This is a genomic window from Vibrio pectenicida, from assembly GCA_024347015.1.
Taxonomy (GTDB): Bacteria; Pseudomonadota; Gammaproteobacteria; order Enterobacterales; family Vibrionaceae; genus Vibrio; species Vibrio pectenicida.
The window spans coordinates 1996807-2016128 of the sequence record AP024889.1 but is presented as its reverse complement, the minus strand read 5'-3'; the positions used below and the strand labels follow the sequence as shown (position 1 = coordinate 2016128).

15 protein-coding genes are annotated in these 19322 nt (G+C 41.1%); 12 read left to right on the top strand and 3 right to left on the bottom strand.

The window, feature by feature from the left end:
• Positions 1-146: 146 nt before the first annotated feature.
• Positions 147-734, top strand: a complete 588-nt coding sequence (locus OCV27_RS09350; RefSeq protein ID WP_125320174.1) for a TfoX/Sxy family DNA transformation protein — start codon at positions 147-149, stop codon at positions 732-734.
• A 71-nt stretch (positions 735-805) separates the two neighbouring features.
• Here the strand turns inward: OCV27_RS09350 and OCV27_RS09345 are convergent, their stop codons facing one another.
• Positions 806-1360, bottom strand: coding sequence for a hypothetical protein (locus OCV27_RS09345; protein WP_125320173.1), 555 nt, complete (start codon positions 1358-1360; stop codon positions 806-808).
• A 446-nt stretch (positions 1361-1806) separates the two neighbouring features.
• On the opposite strand from OCV27_RS09345, the gene OCV27_RS09340 reads away from it, so the two are divergent.
• Together OCV27_RS09340 and serC are read left to right on the top strand one after the other, a co-directional pair.
• Complete coding sequence (locus OCV27_RS09340; protein ID WP_125320172.1) at positions 1807-3075, top strand: DUF945 family protein; 1269 nt, start codon at positions 1807-1809, stop codon at positions 3073-3075.
• A 124-nt stretch (positions 3076-3199) separates the two neighbouring features.
• Positions 3200-4282: a 3-phosphoserine/phosphohydroxythreonine transaminase gene (gene serC, locus OCV27_RS09335; protein WP_125320171.1), complete on the top strand. Its 1083-nt coding sequence runs from the start codon at positions 3200-3202 to the stop codon at positions 4280-4282.
• A gap of 71 nt (positions 4283-4353) precedes the next feature.
• Here serC and OCV27_RS09330 read toward each other — a convergent pair whose 3' ends face one another.
• Positions 4354-6615, bottom strand: a complete 2262-nt coding sequence (locus OCV27_RS09330) for a YgiQ family radical SAM protein (RefSeq protein ID WP_125320170.1) — start codon at positions 6613-6615, stop codon at positions 4354-4356.
• Positions 6616-6808: 193 nt separating this feature from the next.
• On the opposite strand from OCV27_RS09330, the gene OCV27_RS09325 reads away from it, so the two are divergent.
• The 3 genes from OCV27_RS09325 to OCV27_RS09315 all read left to right on the top strand — a co-directional run bounded on the left by OCV27_RS09325 (position 6809) and on the right by OCV27_RS09315 (position 10367).
• Positions 6809-9271 (top strand): EAL domain-containing protein, encoded by a 2463-nt coding sequence (locus OCV27_RS09325; protein ID WP_125320169.1) that lies wholly within the window; start codon positions 6809-6811, stop codon positions 9269-9271.
• Positions 9272-9415: 144 nt separating this feature from the next.
• Entirely contained in the window at positions 9416-10096 is a 681-nt protein-coding gene (locus OCV27_RS09320; protein WP_125320168.1) for a hypothetical protein, read from the top strand.
• Positions 10097-10166: 70 nt separating this feature from the next.
• On the top strand, positions 10167-10367 hold the full coding sequence (locus OCV27_RS09315) for a DUF4250 domain-containing protein (RefSeq protein ID WP_125320167.1): 201 nt from the start codon (positions 10167-10169) through the stop codon (positions 10365-10367).
• Positions 10368-10395: 28 nt separating this feature from the next.
• On the opposite strand, the gene metR is transcribed toward OCV27_RS09315, so the two are convergent.
• A complete protein-coding gene (metR, locus tag OCV27_RS09310; RefSeq protein WP_125320166.1) occupies positions 10396-11307 on the bottom strand; it encodes an HTH-type transcriptional regulator MetR in 912 nt (303 codons plus the stop codon).
• 326 nt (positions 11308-11633) lie between these two features.
• On the opposite strand from metR, the gene metE reads away from it, so the two are divergent.
• From metE to OCV27_RS09280, 6 genes are all read left to right on the top strand, one after another.
• A complete protein-coding gene (metE, locus tag OCV27_RS09305; RefSeq protein WP_125320165.1) occupies positions 11634-13916 on the top strand; it encodes a 5-methyltetrahydropteroyltriglutamate--homocysteine S-methyltransferase in 2283 nt (760 codons plus the stop codon).
• 169 nt (positions 13917-14085) lie between these two features.
• Positions 14086-14544 (top strand): transcriptional regulator OhrR, encoded by a 459-nt coding sequence (ohrR, locus tag OCV27_RS09300; protein ID WP_125320164.1) that lies wholly within the window; start codon positions 14086-14088, stop codon positions 14542-14544.
• 221 nt (positions 14545-14765) lie between these two features.
• Positions 14766-15557: a general transcription factor IIH subunit 2 family protein gene (locus OCV27_RS09295; RefSeq protein ID WP_125320163.1), complete on the top strand. Its 792-nt coding sequence runs from the start codon at positions 14766-14768 to the stop codon at positions 15555-15557.
• A 314-nt stretch (positions 15558-15871) separates the two neighbouring features.
• On the top strand, positions 15872-16195 hold the full coding sequence (locus OCV27_RS09290; RefSeq protein WP_337969049.1) for a hypothetical protein: 324 nt from the start codon (positions 15872-15874) through the stop codon (positions 16193-16195).
• 121 nt (positions 16196-16316) lie between these two features.
• Complete coding sequence (locus OCV27_RS09285) at positions 16317-17675, top strand: hypothetical protein (protein ID WP_125323202.1); 1359 nt, start codon at positions 16317-16319, stop codon at positions 17673-17675.
• A 262-nt stretch (positions 17676-17937) separates the two neighbouring features.
• A complete protein-coding gene (locus OCV27_RS09280) occupies positions 17938-19260 on the top strand; it encodes a hypothetical protein (RefSeq protein WP_125323201.1) in 1323 nt (440 codons plus the stop codon).
• Positions 19261-19322 lie beyond the last annotated feature (62 nt).

Genomic DNA, 19322 nt, shown 5'->3' with positions numbered 1-19322 from the left:
TCGTTAACTACCATTTATTGACTTGAGGTCAGTGTGCAAAACAAATCATAATTTATAGTGGTACTGACGCAGGTTATATTTTTCGCTTACAGCTGCTGCTATCTGGTGATCGTCAATAATCGGGGTTTTCTGGGTTAGAAGGATCAATGGATATGACAGAGAAAAAATTTATCTCGTACGTTAATAAGTTTGGTAGTTTCCAAAAGCGCTCAATGTTTGGGGGGCTAGGTCTTTTCAAACATGATGCAATGTTTGCCTTGATAAGTTCTGGGCAGGTGTTTATTCGAGGCGGTGAGGAACTCGACAGGCAACTCACGCAACTAGGTTGTACCAAATATCGCCATATAAAGAAGCATACGACAGCAACAGTAAACTATTATGATGTCACGCGTCTTTTTGTTTCGCGTAATGCAATGCTTGACGATATTGTGCAGCAATCAATTCAATTCTCGGTGTCTCAGCGCGATCATAAAAAGTCGTCGGCAAGCCGTCGTCTGCGTGACCTACCGAACATGCAGCTCACACTGGAGCGTATGGTTAAAAAATCCGGTATTGGTGATGTAGATACTTTTGTTGAACTAGGTGCTCCGAAAGTATTCTCAAAAGTAAAGGCAACATATGGCAACGATGTTGACGTCAAGCTGCTATGGAAGTTTGCAGGTGCAATAGACGGCGTGCATTGGAAGTTAATTCAAGAACCACGTAAGCGTCAGTTGCTTGCAAGTTGTATATAAATTGATCGGACTAACTACAAGCCGAGTTTGCACTCGGCTTGTTATGGTCTGTTGACCTTTTTAGCTAATAATTAGAATTTAAAACGTGTTGTGAACATTAGCTGGTCACCATAGAAATCGTTGACTCTGACCTCGCCCCCGATAGAAAAGAGTTCTGTTGCATGGAAACGAGCATATGCAGAGCCAATCCAATCGTCATTGTCATCAATGTTCACATAGCCAGCTTTACCACCAACCTCGAGCTGAGGCCCTAACCATTGACGAACTCCTAGATTCAATTCCATTCCAGTGTCGGTACCTTTGCCATCTTTGCCATCAAAATCCACTACGCGGAAAAGCATTTCACCAGTGAAATCTGCCCAGTTGTTTATTGGAGCATGGAAGCCAAAGCCTGCTGCAGCATCGTAATCACCTTCAAATTCAGAATCAATGCGGCCGATGACATGAGCATTTGGGTGGATAGACTTACTTACAGCTGTACCGAAAGTCACAGGGCTTGCACCGATACGAGCTTCTAAGTAATCGTAGCTAAAGTTACTCATTACGGCGGGGCTATTTGGGTCTGTCTCTGCAAGAGCTTGACCAGATGCTAGCACTATGGCAGCAGCTAAGATTGTATTACGCATATGAAAGAAAAACCTTTTCTTGTTAATTTCCTCGGTCTATTGCGACTGAGCACTGTCATGCCATAACATCATAATGCATTCTTGTAGTGTGGCACCACTAAAATGTCATTGTTTTGTCGCTATTTCTGTCAACATGCAAAACTCACACCAAAATCAATTCTAAAAAGAGACCTATTACACATATTAATACTCACTTGAGTTTTGAATTACTAGGGAGCCGGAAAACGATAACAACGTAATTTATGTCGATTTGATTGTTCATTGATTAGTCAATCGGTAAAAACCTTGCTTCGAATTGACCAAGCATTCGTTAATTTGCACTAGACTGGTATGATTGATGCCAAAAAAGGTTATGAAGCTTTTAATTTGGCTTAAAGCCAATACTCTGATTTAACAGAGTGTTTTTTGGTGTAAACTGCAATAAATACTTGAGTAAAGATAAAAACATGCATCAGTTGAAAAAATATGGCGCTATTGGTGGCGCGATTGTATTAGCATTATGTTGGCCTTTGGCAGTTGGTCAAATTGGGCAAAATGTGATTATGGATGGGGTTGCTCATTTAAATAATGAATCTGTCAAATCCGAGGTTGTTTCATATGATCGAGGTTATTTGTCTTCTGAAGTGACAACTCGTTACACGGTGCAAGATCCCATTCTAGCAAAGGAGTTAGAACTGGATGGTTTTCCAACAGAGTTCGTAGTAAATAGTCACGTTACTCATGGACTATTGAGTTTACAGGCTAAATCGACATTAGAGGATAAAGAACGTTTTCCGTTAGCGCTGACTACTGTTACTCAGCTTAATGGCAACACGGACTATTCACTTGAATTGGCTAATTGGCATCAATCTTCTGAGGGAGATGACGCTGCGATGATATCTGTCACTTCCTCAACTCTCAAAGGGCATCTGACTGTGCTCGGGGAAGTAAGCTATGACTTAAGTATCCCCTCAATTGAAATCGACTTTAACTCTGGTGAGAAAATGTTGATATCAGAAGTTGAAGGTGCGGGAAGTGGCCGAAAGCAGGATAACTTTTGGTTAGGAGAGCAAGAAGTAAGCATTTCTGACATAAAAATCTCTGATGCTCAGCAGTCGTCTTTGTTTGCCATGGAAGATGCTAAGTATCAGTTTTCTTCATCACTTGATGATGCATCTTCGCGTATTGACAGTCAGCATGCAGTAAGTATTTCCAAACTACAAATGCCGGAAGGGAAAGTAGAGAATGTGGAGCTTGATCTGGAGTTTGGCGGTTTCGATAGTAGTTCATTTAACCACCTAATTAGTCTGTATCAGAATAGCCCTGTGTTAGCACCCGAAGATATTCAAGAAGCAATGCCTTATGTAGATACCCTGTTTGATAAAGGGTTCTACCTTTCATTAAATAAGATGACTTTGACATTGGGTGACAACGGTGAGTTTAATAGTGTTGGAAAAGTTACGGTTCCAGCAGGAACAAGTGATATTACTAAAAACCCTACTAATCTTTTGCCTGCTTTAACTGGTGATCTTGATACCTTCTTTTCTGATGGGCTTGTGGAACAATATCCATTTATTAAGCAGGGAGTTGATGAAGCATTGGTTCAAGAATTTATCTTTCAGAAAGAGGAAGGGTATCAACTTAAAGCCCAGTTGAAAGATGGCAATATAGTGTTTGAGAGCGGTCAAAAAATTCCATTAATAGCTTTATTGTTCCCAGCAGTAACTCAGCCTTAATCATCTAGTTTTTGTTGTTTCATGAGAAAAGAGGTTTTAAGACCTCTTTTCTTGCTTTTTATACATCGAAAAACATGGTATTAATCCCTTAAACCTTTTTGAAGTATAAGCAAGGAATTTGGGAATGGAGAATGTGTATAACTTTAGTGCTGGGCCTGCAGCTCTGCCTAGAGAAGTGATGCAAAAAGCGCAAGCAGAATTCGTTGAATGGAATGGGCTTGGAACTTCAGTGATGGAAATTAGTCACCGAAGTAAAGAATTTATCAAAGTGGCTGAGGAAGCAGAGCAGGATCTTCGGGACTTACTTTGTATACCAGACAACTACAAAGTTCTGTTCTGCCAAGGTGGCGCTCGTGCTCAATTTGCTGCTGTTCCTCTCAACTTGCTTGGAAATTCAAATAAAGCGACCTACATAGATGCAGGTTATTGGGCTCAGAGTGCGGTAAAAGAAGCTAGAAAATACTGCGCGGTGGACGTGTTTGATGCGAAAACAACAAAAGACGGTAACTTGGCTGCTATTAATGTATCGGATTGGAATATCGATCCTCAGTCTGCCTATGTCCATTTCTGCCCAAATGAAACGATTGATGGAATTGAAATATCGGACCTTCCTGACACACACCTCCCCATTGTGGCTGATATGTCTTCTAACATACTTTCGCGTAAAATAGATGTTTCACAATATGGTGTCATTTACGCTGGTGCTCAAAAAAATATAGGCCCAGCGGGGATTTGTATTGCTATTGTTCGTGATGATTTGCTTGATTTAGCCCATGATCTGTTACCAAGTTTTATTAGCTACAAGGTTTTAGCGGAAAAGGACTCAATGTTTAATACTCCACCAACTTTTGCTTGGTATCTGTCAGGCTTAGTATTCAAGTGGCTGAAAGAGCAGGGTGGGATCGATGTTATTGAGAAAAGAAACGCTGAGAAAGCGAGAATCTTGTATGATTATATCGATAGTTCTGAATTTTACTCAAATGGTGTGCATACTCAGAACCGTTCCAGCATGAATGTTCCTTTCCAGCTTGCGAAACCTGAACTAGATGAACTTTTCCTCATTCAAGCATCAGAAAGAGGTCTCGTTTCGCTCAAAGGTCATAGGGCAGTAGGAGGAATGCGTGCATCAATTTATAATGCGATGCCGATAGAGGGAGTTAAAGCGCTGGTAGAATTTATGCAAGAATTTTCTGCTGACTACGCTTAAGTTCTCTGCCTATGAAAAAGAGCACTAGATTGTTGTATCAAGTGCTCTTTAATGTATAGGTACCTATATTTTTAGTGGTATTTCTTGCTGCGTTTTGCCTGGTGATTGCCCTTGGCGTTAGCATCAGACTTGGTGTTTGCATTGTTGTTACTAGATTTATTGGTGCTTTTAGTACCAAGTTTGCGCTTAACATTACTCTCTTTACCATGCATTTTTTCAAAACCAGGTTGGCTTTTTGTATGTTTGGTAGCGAATCGGTTTGCGCCATGCCTGCCAGATTTTCTTCGCTGAGCTGGAGTTAATGCCTGTACGTCTTCTTCGGGGACGAGGCAGCTAGTTTTATCACCAATCAAGTGCTTCTTACCCATGTGAATGAGTGCTTCACGGATGATGGGCCAATTTGCTGGATCATGGTAGCGCAGTAAAGCTTTGTGTAAACGACGTTGGCGCTCACCTTTCGCGACAGGAACGTCCTCACGTTGTTTGTATTTTACTCGTTTGAGTGGGTTTGTTTCTGAGTAATACATAGATGTTGCATTACACATAGGCGATGGATAAAAGTTTTGTACCTGATCGCACTCAAAGTCATTTTTCTTAAGCCATAGAGCTAGATTAAGCATATCTTCATCTTCAGTGCCTGGATGCGCTGAAATAAAGTAAGGGATAAGATATTGTTTTTTCCCTGCTTCTGCGCTGTATTTTTCAAACATCTCTTTGAACTTGTCATAAGTGCCCATCCCAGGCTTCATCATTAAATTAAGTGGTCCTTTCTCTGTATGCTCTGGAGCGATTTTAAGGTATCCCCCGACATGATGGGTCACAAGCTCTTTGACATATTCAGGAGACTCGATCGCCAAGTCATAGCGAACACCAGACGCAATCATCACCTTCTTAATACCTTTGACTTTACGAGCTGCACGATAAAGGTCGATAGTATGTTGGTGATCAGTGTTGAGTTTGTTACAAATTCCGGGGAAGACACAAGATGGTCGTCGACAATTCGCCTCAGCTTTAGGGTCACTACAACCTAGGCGGTACATGTTCGCTGTTGGACCGCCAAGATCTGAAATTGTGCCAGTAAAGCCAGGTACTTTATCTCTGATTTGTTCCAACTCATTGAGGATGGACTCTTGTGAGCGATTTTGAATTATGCGCCCTTCATGTTCAGTAATTGAGCAAAAAGAACAGCCCCCAAAACAGCCACGCATGATATTTACGGATGTTTTTATCATATCGTATGCAGGAATTTTCGCTTTTCCGTACTGAGGGTGAGGGGTTCTTGCGTAAGGAAGGCCAAATACATAATCCATTTCTGCCGTTGAGAGAGGAATAGGTGCTTGATTTACCCACAATTCACGATCGCCATGACGCTGTATTAAAGCGCGGCCAGAATAAGGGTTAGTTTCTAAGTGCATAATACGACTGGCATGAGCATAGAGAATCCGATCGTTATTCAACTTCTCAAAATTTGGAATGCGGACGGCTGTAGTTGCTGCATCATGGCGTGAAGGCCGGATCGTGATTGGTTTTGCTTGTTGGTTTTGTTCTTTAGCTTTGGTTTCGCATTGCTCTTCCACCACATAGGGATTTGGTGGAACAAATGCTTCTTTGCGAGGTTTTTCAATGCGTGAAGAATCAATGATCTTATAGTCTTCAGGTTCAGAAGGTAAGCTGATAACCGTACCACGTATATTGGTCATGCTAGCAATACTCTCACCGCCTGCGAGCTTGTGTGCAACGTCGACTAATGCTCTCTCAGCGTTTCCAAATAGCAAAATATCCGCTTTGGCATCAAATAAAATTGAACGGCGAACTTTGTCTGACCAATAATCATAATGAGCAAGACGACGTAAGCTAGCTTCAATGCCACCAAGTACAATTGGAACCCCTTTATAAGCTTCACGACAGCGCTGAGAATAAACAAGAGTGGCTCGATCTGGTCTTTTACCGCCTTCATTATTTGGCGTATAAGCATCATCATGACGCAATTTTCGATCAGCGGTGTAGCGGTTGATCATTGAGTCCATATTGCCAGCGGTGATGCCAAAAAATAGATTGGGTTGCCCCAATTGTGTGAAAGCATCTTTGTTGTGCCATTCAGGTTGTGCGATGATTCCGACTCTAAAACCTTGAGCTTCAAGTAATCGGCCTATGACAGCCATACCAAAGCTTGGGTGGTCAACATAAGCATCTCCCGTGACTATGATTATGTCACAGCTATCCCATCCAAGAGCTTCCATCTCCTTGCGACTGGTCGGTAGGAATGGAGCAGTACCGTAGCATTCCGCCCAGTATTTTTTGTATTCATGGATAGGGGTTGTTTTACCGTACATATGATCATCTCTACTTCAAGGAGCGCGAATTATAGCGACTTGTCTGTTTGCTATCTACCCCAATAAAACGTTGAAGTAAAATGCTTGAAATGGGTAAAAAATATTCAAGCTGCAAAGCGCTTAACGAAAATCCTGCCAATATGCGGCTAACATCATATTATCATTAGGTATCAGAAAAGTAGGACAAGTCAATATGGAGAAAAGTCATTCAGACGTGGTTATACCTGGATCTATTCAATCATCTCGTTGGCATAAATACAAAAGTTATGTTTGGCAGCTTGATCTGGTTAAGCAGGAGTTTAGTTGTGACCCCGAAGCGATGAGTTCACTTTTTGGGTACTCGCAATCGTCGATTGCAGCTAAGAAATTGCTAAAATTATTACCTAAGGCTCAGAGGTGCAAAGCTCGTGCTGTGTTCAAATCTGTCATTGCTTCACATAAACCGCGCTATTTCCACTGCTGTGTAATGACGCCTAACAGTCTTTTTAGCTATGTAGAATTTAGAATTACAGCAGAAAGCCAATCATTGTTAAAAGGCACGGTGTTACCTTGTTTAGTTATCCCTTCTGGTGTTGTTGCAGCAGAATTATTTTACTCGATGTTCGAGAACCAACACCATGGCATGTTAGTGACTGATAATAAAACGCGTATATTAGCCTGCAATCGTCATTTTGAAAAAACTACGGGGTATGTGTTGGAAGATCTCATTGGTTTAAAAACCAGTGTTTTTAATGCTAAAAAGTTGCATGAAAATTTCTATCAGACTCTATGGGATAATATCGAGACTGATGGCCACTGGAATGGGGTTATTCTCACTAAAAAAGCGGATGGCACAACATTTCCTCAAGAATTGACCATTCATAGAGTTTCCCCAGGCAATGGAGAATCTTATTTTTTAGGTTTATCAACTGACTTATCTAATCAGTTGCAACGTATCGATGGGCGAGAAGCTGGTGGGGTTGATTTACTGACTCAGCTGCCTGATGCCGAAAATTTTATTAGAAAAATGGAAAGGGAGAATGAAGAAACAGGTGAAAATAGTGTTCAGATTATGCTTGCTCTCCAGCCACAGTTTCCGGTTATAAATGGGCCTGAAGTAAAACGCCAGTTCGCGAGTTATATTATGGAAAACAAGCTGGTATCCTTTGCAAGCTATGTTGGAGAGGGACGTTTTGCGGTTGTCTTGCGCGCAAATATTACCCAAGAGTATGAAAATATTCGCATCATCAGGCAATCAATTAATGCATTTTTCCACAGCTTTAAACATGCTCAAATACCGGTTGCATTGGCTTTAAAGCACGGTTTAACAGGAGTATCATTGAGTGACTCTAAAGCAGTGGTACCAAAGAAATTACTGTCCCATGCATTACAAGCATTATTAGAACTTCACTTGGAGGAGAATAAACGAGTCGCGTTTTATGACCGAAATCTTCATGCACAAGTAGAACGTAAGAAAAAATTGGAGGTGTGGGCTAATGACGTAATATCAAATGGATTGGTTGAGGTTTTTTTTCAGCCTATAGTCGATATTAAGAAAGGTCTGATTGATAAATTTGAGGCGCTTTGCCGTTTTCCTCAACACCCAGAGATAAAGGTTTCTACACAAGAAATCATTAGCATTGTTGAAGATATTGATAAAGTCGTTGAGCTTGATGATATTGTTAATCTCAAAGCCATTTCTACCCTAGCAGAATTACAGAGTCTATTTGGTGAGCATGCCGGCTTGTCGGTTAATCGTTCATTTAATTCCACGCAAGACATTAGCACAATATTGAGCCACTCCATTGAACTTATTGAAAAAACAGGTGTGTCAATGGATAGTATGACGATTGAATTTACCGAAAGTGCTTATTTTGAGGGTGATAGATATCAGGAAGCGTTACTCTCCTCAATACGTAAAGCTGGGGTATCAATTGCAGTTGATGATTTTGGTACTGGCTTTGCCTCGTTTGATTATCTAAATAAAAACTATTTTGATGTGCTTAAAATTGATCAGAGCCTAATTAAAGGGATTGGCGTTAAAAACAGACAGTATCATGTGGTTAATACGATTGTTCAGTTGGCACAAAAACTCAAACTTAAAGTGGTTGTCGAAGGGGTAGAAACACAAAATGAATATATGACGTTGCGGGATTTAGGTGTCGATTGTATCCAAGGGTACTTTTTTTCAAAACCATTGCCTATTGATGAACTCCGAACGGTGAGTAATTATTGTGAACTACCTGTTATAGAAGGCAGTATACAAGGAAATTGTGGAACAATTTCAGAACTGGCTACACCAAATTTGCCGCGTGTTGACCCAGGAGAATCGCTGTCTTTGATTTACAATTATTTTGGTGCACAAGAGCTTAATGTATTACCCGTAGTTGAATCTAACCAGTGTGTTGGCTTAATTGATAGGGGTGCGATGAACTTACATATGACACCCAGTATGGGAACTGACCATGAGACCAATAAAGAACAGAGCATTTGGCAAAAAGCTGCACATCGCATGATGTCTGCTCATCATTCTACTCTAGATTGGCAATTACCTCTTTGTGAAGTTAAGACCTTACTAAGCATGCATCCATTACCATGGGTACTTGTCGATAGCGATTCTCGATTCAAAGGAGTGGTTGAGCAGCGGTTTATTATTGGGCATTTAATCGCTACTTAGCCTAGCAACCCAATTTTATCACATATAGATAGAAAAGGTTTACGTATGTACTTTTCTAAAGCGTGAGGAGTATGGCAGTAGCCGTTGGAGTCATATGTTTGCTATTATCCGTTTCCACATACCTCAACTACAACTTTGGCAGTGATGATTCAGCCTATTATATCCTTTTTTCCACCTATGCTTTTAGGTGCTCAATTAGTATCAACTCTTATTTTGGTGAAAGGGGATATCTGTCCTGGTCAAAGAGGGCGGATTCATAAAGTTTTGCCCGCAATTGCCTTGATGTGGCTTGCCGTCACATCACTGAAAATCGAAGCTATGATGGTTGTATTTGCCATCGCGTATTTCTACTCTCAAGTTCAAACGGGAAAAACGCGGGTACAGGGACCATTGTGGGTTATGCATCTCGCTAATGGCTTAGCCTTCTCTTACGTGTGTATAGTGATAAGCGAACAATCTGATATTGCGACTGCTGCTAGGGTGATTATTGAGATATTGTTGCTTGGCGCGCTGTTTTCTCATCTCCTACTCACTGTAGCAAAGACTCGTTTACAAGCCTTTCACCGCATTTTGCCTGTTACTGGAGTAGTATCAGTGATGTTGCTCAGCTTGGTTGTTCTGGTGAAAAGTACCCAGATAGACCAGCAAGTGTTAGTTGATAATACTCACGCTCTACTGAGCGGTTTTGCATTATTGATTACTTCGGTTCTTATCTGGTGCTGGCATCTTGTGTTTTCTAAGGCAGTACATAAAGTTCAGCTTTGGGTGGCACTTTTTACCCTGTTCTCAGCTATGTTTTTCGTTCAGCGGCTATTTTTTCTTTAGAGCACACTTTCTTCTAATTCTGGCAATTGACGCTACGCTTAATAGATAGGGTCAATACGGGGATGTAGGTATGGACTTAAGTGATGTTACGAGATTGGATAGCAATATCCTACTTGGTATTGTCAACGAGAAGCTAAGGCTCGAATGTGGTAGTTTTGAGGAGCTGGTGGTCATGTATGAAATGGATACAGCCGTGGTGACTAACAAGCTTGATAATCTTGGCTATCACTATGATCCCTTAACCAATCAGTTCAAATCTTACGATAGATAATACAGGTTAGGCACTTTTTTAGCGGTTATTAAACCATTTTTATCCCTTCTAAGTGGTTCTTAGATTGTTGTTTGGCAGTGCCATAAAATGCCTGTAAGTAGCGTTTATTTTTTTCACATTGGCGAGTCGCAGCAAACAATCGACGCCATAAGCCCTTGCCCAAAGGTAGACTACTGATCAAACCTTGACGGGAAAATTCGTGAATAGCCCAATTTGGTAAAGCAGCAACCCCAAGCCCTGCTGAGACCATTTGCACAAGCATCAAAGTATTGTCGGCTTGCTTCCATTTGGCTGGTTCAACTCCAGCAGGTTGAAGGAAGTGTTTGACCACATCGAGGCGATTTTTTTGTACTGGATACGAAAGTAAAGTTTCGTTTTTCAGATCAGCTGGTTGAATTTGTTTCTGGCTTGCCATCGGATGGTTGATAGCGGTAACAAGGCGCATTTCAAAATCAAATAAAGGCTCATAGTGGACCTCTGATCTTGGTTGGATATCTGATGTGATGACCAAATCCAGTTCACCGTTAAGTAATGCCGGAAGTGGCTCAAAACCAAACCCTGATGAAAAATCGAGTGTTACGCTCGGCCATGCCTGTTGGTAATCTCTTAATGCTGGCATTAGCCACTGGAAACAGGAGTGACATTCAATCGCCATATGCAATCGCCCATTAACATCTTCATTAAGGCCAGCCAGGTCATTTTCAGCTTTAATTAAGCGTGGCAAAATTTGATTGGCTAGATCAAGCAGGATTTCTCCTTCAGAGGTGAATTTGACGGGTTTTGTTTTACGTAGAAAGAGTTGTCCCCCAATCCGAGCTTCAAGATCTTTTATCTGATGAGAAAGTGCGGACTGAGTAAGATGTAACGTGGTCGCAGTCGCGGTTAATGATCCCGTATCTCTCAGTGTTGCGATTGTTTTCAGATGTTTAAACTCTATCATTAGCCTTGTTCAACTACGTAAGTTAAAGATGAATATCACTAATCTACTCTCAAAAAAAAGATGTGTAAACATCTAGACGTCTATTTTTGCATGTTATTTGTAACCGTAAGCAGATACCAAGTTTTTGGTTCCACATGAAATTTTCTAATAAACAAGTTGAATGATTGGAGATTGTTTCTTCAACAGATTAGCGAGATAGTTTAGCCATCTAGACGCCTTTTGGTGTTCTGTATAAAACAGGCTAGGGTCGAAACTTTACCGATTGAGTAGTGATAAACAGTATCGCGCTCTAGCAAAAAAATTCAAAACTAAGAAGGATTGGTAACATGGCGACGACAACTCATATTTTAGGTTATCCAAGAATTGGTGAACAACGTGAGCTCAAATTTGCGCTTGAACAATACTGGCGTGGTGATATTGATCAACAGGGACTGAAATCGGTTGGTTCTGCACTAAGACATAAAAATTGGCAAACGCAGTCTGATGCTGAGTTAAGTTATGTGACAGCAGGTGACTTTGCATGGTATGACCATGTGTTAACAACCTCCCTATTGCTTGGCCATGTACCAAAACGCCACCGTGATGGCTTGCCAGATTTAGATACTCTATTTAGGGTAGGGCGAGGACAATCTCAAATTAATTGTGATTGCAGTGGCTCGGCTGCATCCGATATGACTAAGTGGTTTAACACCAACTATCACTATATTGTCCCTGAGTTTAGTCAAGATGATAGATTTGAAATCAGTTGGCCTCAATTATTTGAAGAGGTTAATGAGGCAATTAAAGCAGGTCATAAGGTAAAACCGGTATTACTTGGGCCTGTGAGTTATCTGTATTTGGGCAAAGAAGTAGAGGAAGGATTTGATCGCTTGACATTATTGCCGCGTCTTCTCAAAGCTTACCAAACCATTTTGTCTAAGTTAGCAGAGCAAGGAGTGGAGTGGGTTCAGATAGACGAGCCGATTTTATCGCTTGAGCTCGAAGCGCCTTGGTTAGAATCTTTTAAACTGGCTTATCAAGTGATTCGTAGTGATGTAAAAGTCCTTCTAACAACTTACTTTGACTCATTGGAAGACTCACTAGAAAATGTTATTGAACTTGATATTGACGGCCTACATATTGATTTATCTGCAGCGCCACAACAGCTCAATAAGTTAGTGTCTAAGCTTCCTCAAGGCTGGGCATTGTCAGTGGGAGTTGTGAATGGGCGTAACGTTTGGCGGGCTGATCTCTCAGCGCAATTAGAATTGTTGAAGCCAGTGAAAGATAAATTAGGTGATAGATTGTGGGTAGCAAGTTCTTGCTCTTTGCTCCACAGTCCTGTTGATCTTGATGTAGAGTCTCAACTTTCTGAAGAAGTTCGCAGCTGGTTTGCATTTGCGAAGCAGAAAGTATCTGAAGTGGCGTTATTGGGTAAAGCACTAGATGGCGATCAACAAGCAATCGAGGCCTGTGAAATCTATAGTGTTCCAGTTAAAGCGCGAAAAACTGCCGCACATGTTAACAAACCTCAGGTTCAAAAACGGCTTAGCCAAGTAACCAAAGCGCAAGCTGAGCGAAGTGCTCCTTATGAACAACGTGCGCTTGCCCAAAGTAAGTCACTCGACTTGCCGCTGTTTCCAACTACAACCATAGGATCTTTCCCTCAAACAAGTGAAATCCGAGTACAGCGAAATGCTTATCGTATTGGTCAACTTTCTGAATCAGATTACACGCTTGCGTTACGAGGTCACATAGAAGATGCAGTTAAGCGGCAAGAAGAGTTAGATTTGGATGTATTGGTTCATGGTGAAGCTGAGCGAAATGATATGGTTGAATATTTCGCGGAAAATTTAGCTGGCTTTCAAACCACAAAGTTTGGTTGGGTGCAAAGTTATGGCTCACGTTGCGTTAAACCGGCAATTGTAGTGGCTGATATCGAACGAGAAAAGCCGATTACCGTTGAGTGGTCCAAATACGCTCAGTCACTAACGTCTAAGCAGATGAAAGGTATGTTAACAGGACCAGTCACTATCTTGTGCTGGACTTTCCCACGAGAAGACATTAGCCGTAAAGAGATTACTAACCAATTAGCGTTGGCGCTTCGTGATGAAGTGTCAGACTTACAGGATGCAGGTATCAATATTATTCAGATTGATGAGCCGGCTATTCGTGAAGGTTTACCCCTTAAAAAAAGTGATCATGCTGAATATTTGGATTGGGCGGTGGATGCGTTTAAGATTTCTGCAGCTGGAGCGGACCCAGAAACTCAGATTCATACTCACATGTGTTATTCCGAGTTTAACGAAATAATTGGATCTGTCGCGGCGTTAGATGCGGATGTCATTACTATAGAAACTTCCCGTTCTAATATGGAACTACTTAAAGCGTTTGAAGACTTTAACTACCCCAATGAGATAGGACCAGGTGTATACGACATTCACTCACCTAATATCCCTAGTGAAGAATGGATAGAAGGTCTTATCAACAAAGCGGCAGAGAAGATCCCAGCTAAACGTTTATGGGTCAACCCTGATTGTGGCCTTAAGACCAGAAACTGGGCTGAAACCGAAGCGTCATTGAGTAACATGGTGTCAGCGGCGAAGAAGCTACGTGTGGAATATTCATAAAGTTTAATCAGTCGATTAGACTAAATGCCGGCCAGAAGGTCGGCATTTGACGTTTAGGAAACGCAATGACATTTTTAAGTTAGCAATTTAATTACTTGCAACCCTACATCGAAGATTTATTATAATACAATTATATTGTGCGCAATTTAACAAATGTAAAAGAGCCGTTATGAATAACACTCAAAAATCCATACAACAGGCGGAAAACCCTATGCTTCTTCTTAGTGATCAGGTTTGCTTTCCACTGTATAGCGCAGCAAATTCAGTCACTCGTGCCTATCGCCCTTTGCTGGAAAGCTTAGATCTGACGTATTCACAGTACTTGGTGATGTTGCTGTTGTGGGAAAAGGACGGTGCCAGTGTTAAAGATCTCGGCACTCGACTGTATCTTGACTCTGGGACATTAACGCCATTATTGAAAAGGCTAGAAAGCAAAGGATTTGTTGTTAGGCAGAGAAGTGAAGAAGATGAAAGAGTGCGAGTTCTTAGTCTGACAGAGCAGGGCCGAGCTCTTCAACAAGCAGCGAAATCAGTCCCTAGTAATATGTTGTGCAAGATTGATCTTGAAGCTGATGAACTAATTTCACTAAAACGCTTGTGTGAGAAAGTGTTATCTAACCTCACATAAATTAAACCTAGTTATCCCCTCTGGTTTGAGAATGCCCTGCTTTTAGTGATGAAGCATAAGGGGCAGTCTCCCTCTATGCCTTTTGTGCTTCGCCATATAAGCTGAGTTGCTCTAGTATTATTCATAGAATACTGGATTCTAGTACTGAAGACTGATCAACCTCATTTAATTCAGCATAACGGTTTCTTTACTATGATCTCATTGATATTACGAGAGATTTAATGCAAGAGAAATTACATTATATGCACTTGGACGAGAATTATTTCGACCAAAATATACTGGAAAAAATGGGTAAATCCTTTGATTCAATCCATATTGGTTTACTCAGAGGAGATTGCTTGGTCAGAGTGGTCGATATGGACGGTTGGAGCCATGACAAATTAAAGCACTTCAATAGAAGTCTAAAGCAAACCGTAGGTGAGTTTCCTTACATTATCAAAAATGCACTAGATAATAAGCGGCCAAATTTACGACCCTACTCTTGGTATACCGAAGAGGATTGCTTGAAGTCAGCTCTAGTGATGAGCGGCAGTGAAGTTAAATTAAGCAACCATAATTACCTTTACCATCTCGTTCATCATAAAGCATTACCTTTAATTGAGTCGATCTTATATCAGGCTATTCCTGAGATAACATCTGTCAAAAACTCAGGTTCATTTATTTACCCGCCAGACGAAGGAATGATGTCTTGGCACACCAACGAAAGTTTATCACCGACGCCAGTTAGAGTTTACTTCGTCTATTCACCCGAAGACCGTAAATCGTATTTTCGTTATATCGGTTTAGATGGAAGAGTGTATACATCTTGGGATAGAAAAGGTTGGAATATCAGAGCGTTTCATTGTGGTAGTTTGCAAGTAGATGGGTACCGATTATGGCATTGTGTTATGTCTAACACACATAGATTCTCATTTGGTTTTAGATTGACTGGCATTGCAATGGACCAGCTTGGTTTTATGGCAAAGGAATTTGATGCTGGGTACATGAACATTGAAGGCTGGAGGGCTTGGTGAGAATAAACCTTAGTGCCTGAGGAAAATGTTTTACTTAGGCGCTAACTAGTCGATTACCAGATGACTAGCTTCACAATCACAATGAAATCACTATATATCAATTGTTATCTTCTTATTTCATAAAAATAATTTCGTAAAGTTAAAATATCATATGATGACCCAAGCACAATAAATCCAAATCAAAGATATATCTAACGTCGGTTAGTCCGACTATAACTACCGTGACAATGAATTCATCATTGGATTAAAATCCTCATTACTGGCTTTAAAGCCAAGCTAAAAAGATTAAATATGAAAAAAATAGGAAATATTTTATGCTAAGCGATCTATTTCCGAATTTGGAGAGAAAATCACTAATACTCTGTATTTCACTCCAGATGGTTTTATTTTCTATAACGGAATTAAGTTCATATTACTTAGCCTCTAATGCCTCTGAGCTGTATGCGTATTATATGGTGAGTGATTTTTTATCTAATATTGAAGATGAGGATTTAATTTCTGAAATAAAAAATATCATTAATGAAAACGATCAATCTAAAATATCATCGTTATCAGTTCTGTGTGATGTAGATAGAGAGAAGTTATTTAGATTGATCGGTGAAGATACCACCATAGAAATATGCCGAATGGTTGGGTGAATAGAGTTTACTTATAGTTACTGAAATAATCTTTTTCAGGAAGAAATATTAACCTGAAGAAGAGTTATATATGAATCATTAAATAATGATCGCACTAGAGAAAACATAAGAGGAAAAATACATGACGACTAAAATCGATTTATACCGAGGAAATGAAGGATTGGAAGCGAGTCGAGCTCTGCTTTATCCAATCGTTTACGCAATGAACCCACAAGATGATGGGGCTGCTACAAAGGGGGTAGTGACTGGAGCGGTGAAAGCAGGTATCGGCTTGACATCGGCTGTGGTAGGTTTGGCTGGAAAAATTTTAGGTAAAAATCAAGAAGTGGATGAAGAATCACCTCAGGAAATGTCTATTCGGGTAAATAACTACAGTAACTGCTCACTACTTGCAACCCTTTATCCTCACTACCACGATTTTTCCAGTGGACCAGTAAATACACAGCACCAAGTAATTGCACCATTTGAATCATGCACGCTAAGCCTATACTCAGACGGGAAAAATTTAGAACTGCCAACCGATAAACCTCATAGAATCCGATTGGAGGCAGAACCATATGGGCTAGAAATGTTGAACACTGAAACGCGATGGGTAGACATAGAGTTTGTCCAATTACGACAAGGTGCATACCAGATGGGCAATTCTGTATTTAAGCCCGTTAGTGTTAGAGGTAAAAACTTTAATGACGACGAAGTCGAAGCCACTGGTTTAGCTTTACAAGAAGGCTATGACGTTACTGAAAAATGTGGTTCAGTTGCGATCAGTGTGAAGACAACGGATAAGCCAGATGGTGAATGCCAACTGGTAGGATTCCATAGCCCGAATTCAATTTCAGCATCTAAAAATAACCTTGGCTCGGATGAGGCTGTTTGGACTAGTGCTCCACAGTGTATGACATTGGACTATTGTCTTGTCCCCACAGATATCCATGAATACAACGCGGACGGCAACACGATAGGGGATCCAGACAGCCCGGAGGCCCCTGAGAGGCGATACCCATCCTGGACCAACTTAAGTGAACGCCCGGAGGAGACACATACGATTGTCTTCGTAAATAACGGGTCACATACACTGCACTATGGCATAGATTATGTTGATCATGATGATGAAGATAATCTTGATCTACCCCCAGGTGAAAAAATTGTATTTACAGTGAAAAAGAATGGATCCAATTACGAAGTGTACTATCAAAAACAAAGAGTGAAATATCTGGACCTAAATGATGGCAGTAAGAGCGACGACTTACTGATGCCTGGTTATGGTGATTACGGTGAAGGTGGTGCAATACAATATGATGCAGGCAACGGCGACCAATACAATATTCTCTTGGACTTATTCAGGGGAGAAGGCGGTACTGTCCACGATACTGACGGAATCGACGGAGACACAACAAATGAGTACCTGTATGCATGGTATGTACTTGATGATGTAGCGCTGATCTCAGTTGGTGACAGTAGCCCAGAAAATGCGCCTACCTAAGAGTGGTGTAACAAAGAGCTGATCTGATGTTGAGCTGTCTGAAGCAGTCGTTAAGGCGTATGAAGAGGCTAAATTGAAAGGCCTCAGCTCATTAAAATTGGAACAAACATCAAGATAAAAACGGGAATAACGGAGGCGCTGGCGTAAGACTTTAGCCTAGGCGAGCAGCCTCTCCTTTGGAGAGGCTTGCCCATTGTATGGGAAAGCCCTCCACGAAAGGCTCAAATCGAGCTTCAGCAACGAATTAACAAGGATACATGAAATGACAACTTACAAACTTCTAACAGACGATAGTGCCTCAAAAGCACTACTCTCAAACACTAATATTTATAATTGGGAAACCCGAACTGACGCCGAAATTGATACGGAAAACCCGGAAAGCCGGGCTGTTAGTGATGATACGATTAAACAAGGAACTGGGTATGTTGATACTTTATCCTCAACTATCGGGCTTATTTCGAACATTATAGGTTTTACACGCAAGGAGGCTCCGGAAGAAAATACATTCCATGCTATGCCTATAACGTTTGTCAATAACACCAAGAGCGTCATAATGACTTCGATTACAGGGACAGGTGATACAGATAACACGGTAACGTCAGATCGGCCAGGAGTCATTCTACCTAAGGGTAAGGCTGATGTTGTGATAGAGAGCGCTCTTGATACGAACAGCGAAGGTGACTCGACGAATAAGACGGTAATGTATATCGATGTTTGGGGTGTAAAAACTGATACTAGCCTAACCACAAGTGGTCAGGTTGACTGGGGCTGGAGGATAGAGGTTGAGCGAAGCGCATATTCAACTAAGCGTGCACGATCTACGCTGAGAGTAACTAAAGTTGTGAGACTGAGAAACGACGGCACAATTGGTCAAGCGGAATCTGATGGTAAATATGTTTATGATGAATCGACGACGGGACAATTTAATATTTTTGGTGTAGATGAGCCTAGGGAAGATGGCTTACCTTTGGTTGCATTTTACTGTCCAGAGCATATGTCAGAGCATAACCGAGGCGAGTTTGTTATCACGTTGCTTGAACATAGTATCCCTCTGAGTACGAGTGAACAGCCGCCAAGTTTACCAGCAGGTGCTACATGGGATAACCCCGCAGCTGACCCAAGTAAGACAAAAGAAATCGTGATACATAACGATACTCCAAACAACCTTCCAATTGTCTTTCGTCTTACGCGTGACGAGGATAATTACGGAGGTGCCTCTAGTCTTGGGCTATATCCGGGTGAAAGATATATATTAAGTGTTGACGAAAGCTACCGTGTATGGGCTCCACATATAGGAAATCAGATAGGGTATATAGAATTCACTGATGACGTAGATGTCAATTCACCTCTGACACAGAATAATAGGATTATCCTCTCTACGCCGGACGGGGAGACGTCAGGACTACTCAAGTATGGATATGATGAGGAAGGCTATAAGCCGATGGTAGATTTAAACACTGGGTCTAGCCATCGTGTTGTGAAAGATGAGAACGGGATAGCTGGAAATGATGTTTATAATTACCTGTGGACGTGGTACGAGAAAGATAATGTGGTGACAATAACGATAGGTGATAAAACCCCATAGGATGGGACGCTAAGAACTACCGTATTTTAGGCCAGCTTCCCTAGTTGGCCTTTTTTATGATT

Coding starts and splice junctions, on each gene's coding strand:
- OCV27_RS09315 (WP_125320167.1), top strand. CDS start 10,167: ATGGACTTAAGTGATGTTACGAGATTGGATAGCAATATCCTACTTGGT.
- OCV27_RS09290 (WP_337969049.1), top strand. CDS start 15,872: ATGCTAAGCGATCTATTTCCGAATTTGGAGAGAAAATCACTAATACTC.
- OCV27_RS09345 (WP_125320173.1), bottom strand. CDS start 1,360: ATGCGTAATACAATCTTAGCTGCTGCCATAGTGCTAGCATCTGGTCAA.
- OCV27_RS09320 (WP_125320168.1), top strand. CDS start 9,416: ATGATTCAGCCTATTATATCCTTTTTTCCACCTATGCTTTTAGGTGCT.
- metR (WP_125320166.1), bottom strand. CDS start 11,307: ATGATAGAGTTTAAACATCTGAAAACAATCGCAACACTGAGAGATACG.
- OCV27_RS09350 (WP_125320174.1), top strand. CDS start 147: ATGGATATGACAGAGAAAAAATTTATCTCGTACGTTAATAAGTTTGGT.
- OCV27_RS09330 (WP_125320170.1), bottom strand. CDS start 6,615: ATGTACGGTAAAACAACCCCTATCCATGAATACAAAAAATACTGGGCG.
- OCV27_RS09325 (WP_125320169.1), top strand. CDS start 6,809: ATGGAGAAAAGTCATTCAGACGTGGTTATACCTGGATCTATTCAATCA.
- metE (WP_125320165.1), top strand. CDS start 11,634: ATGGCGACGACAACTCATATTTTAGGTTATCCAAGAATTGGTGAACAA.
- OCV27_RS09280 (WP_125323201.1), top strand. CDS start 17,938: ATGACAACTTACAAACTTCTAACAGACGATAGTGCCTCAAAAGCACTA.
- ohrR (WP_125320164.1), top strand. CDS start 14,086: ATGAATAACACTCAAAAATCCATACAACAGGCGGAAAACCCTATGCTT.
- OCV27_RS09340 (WP_125320172.1), top strand. CDS start 1,807: ATGCATCAGTTGAAAAAATATGGCGCTATTGGTGGCGCGATTGTATTA.
- OCV27_RS09295 (WP_125320163.1), top strand. CDS start 14,766: ATGCAAGAGAAATTACATTATATGCACTTGGACGAGAATTATTTCGAC.
- serC (WP_125320171.1), top strand. CDS start 3,200: ATGGAGAATGTGTATAACTTTAGTGCTGGGCCTGCAGCTCTGCCTAGA.
- OCV27_RS09285 (WP_125323202.1), top strand. CDS start 16,317: ATGACGACTAAAATCGATTTATACCGAGGAAATGAAGGATTGGAAGCG.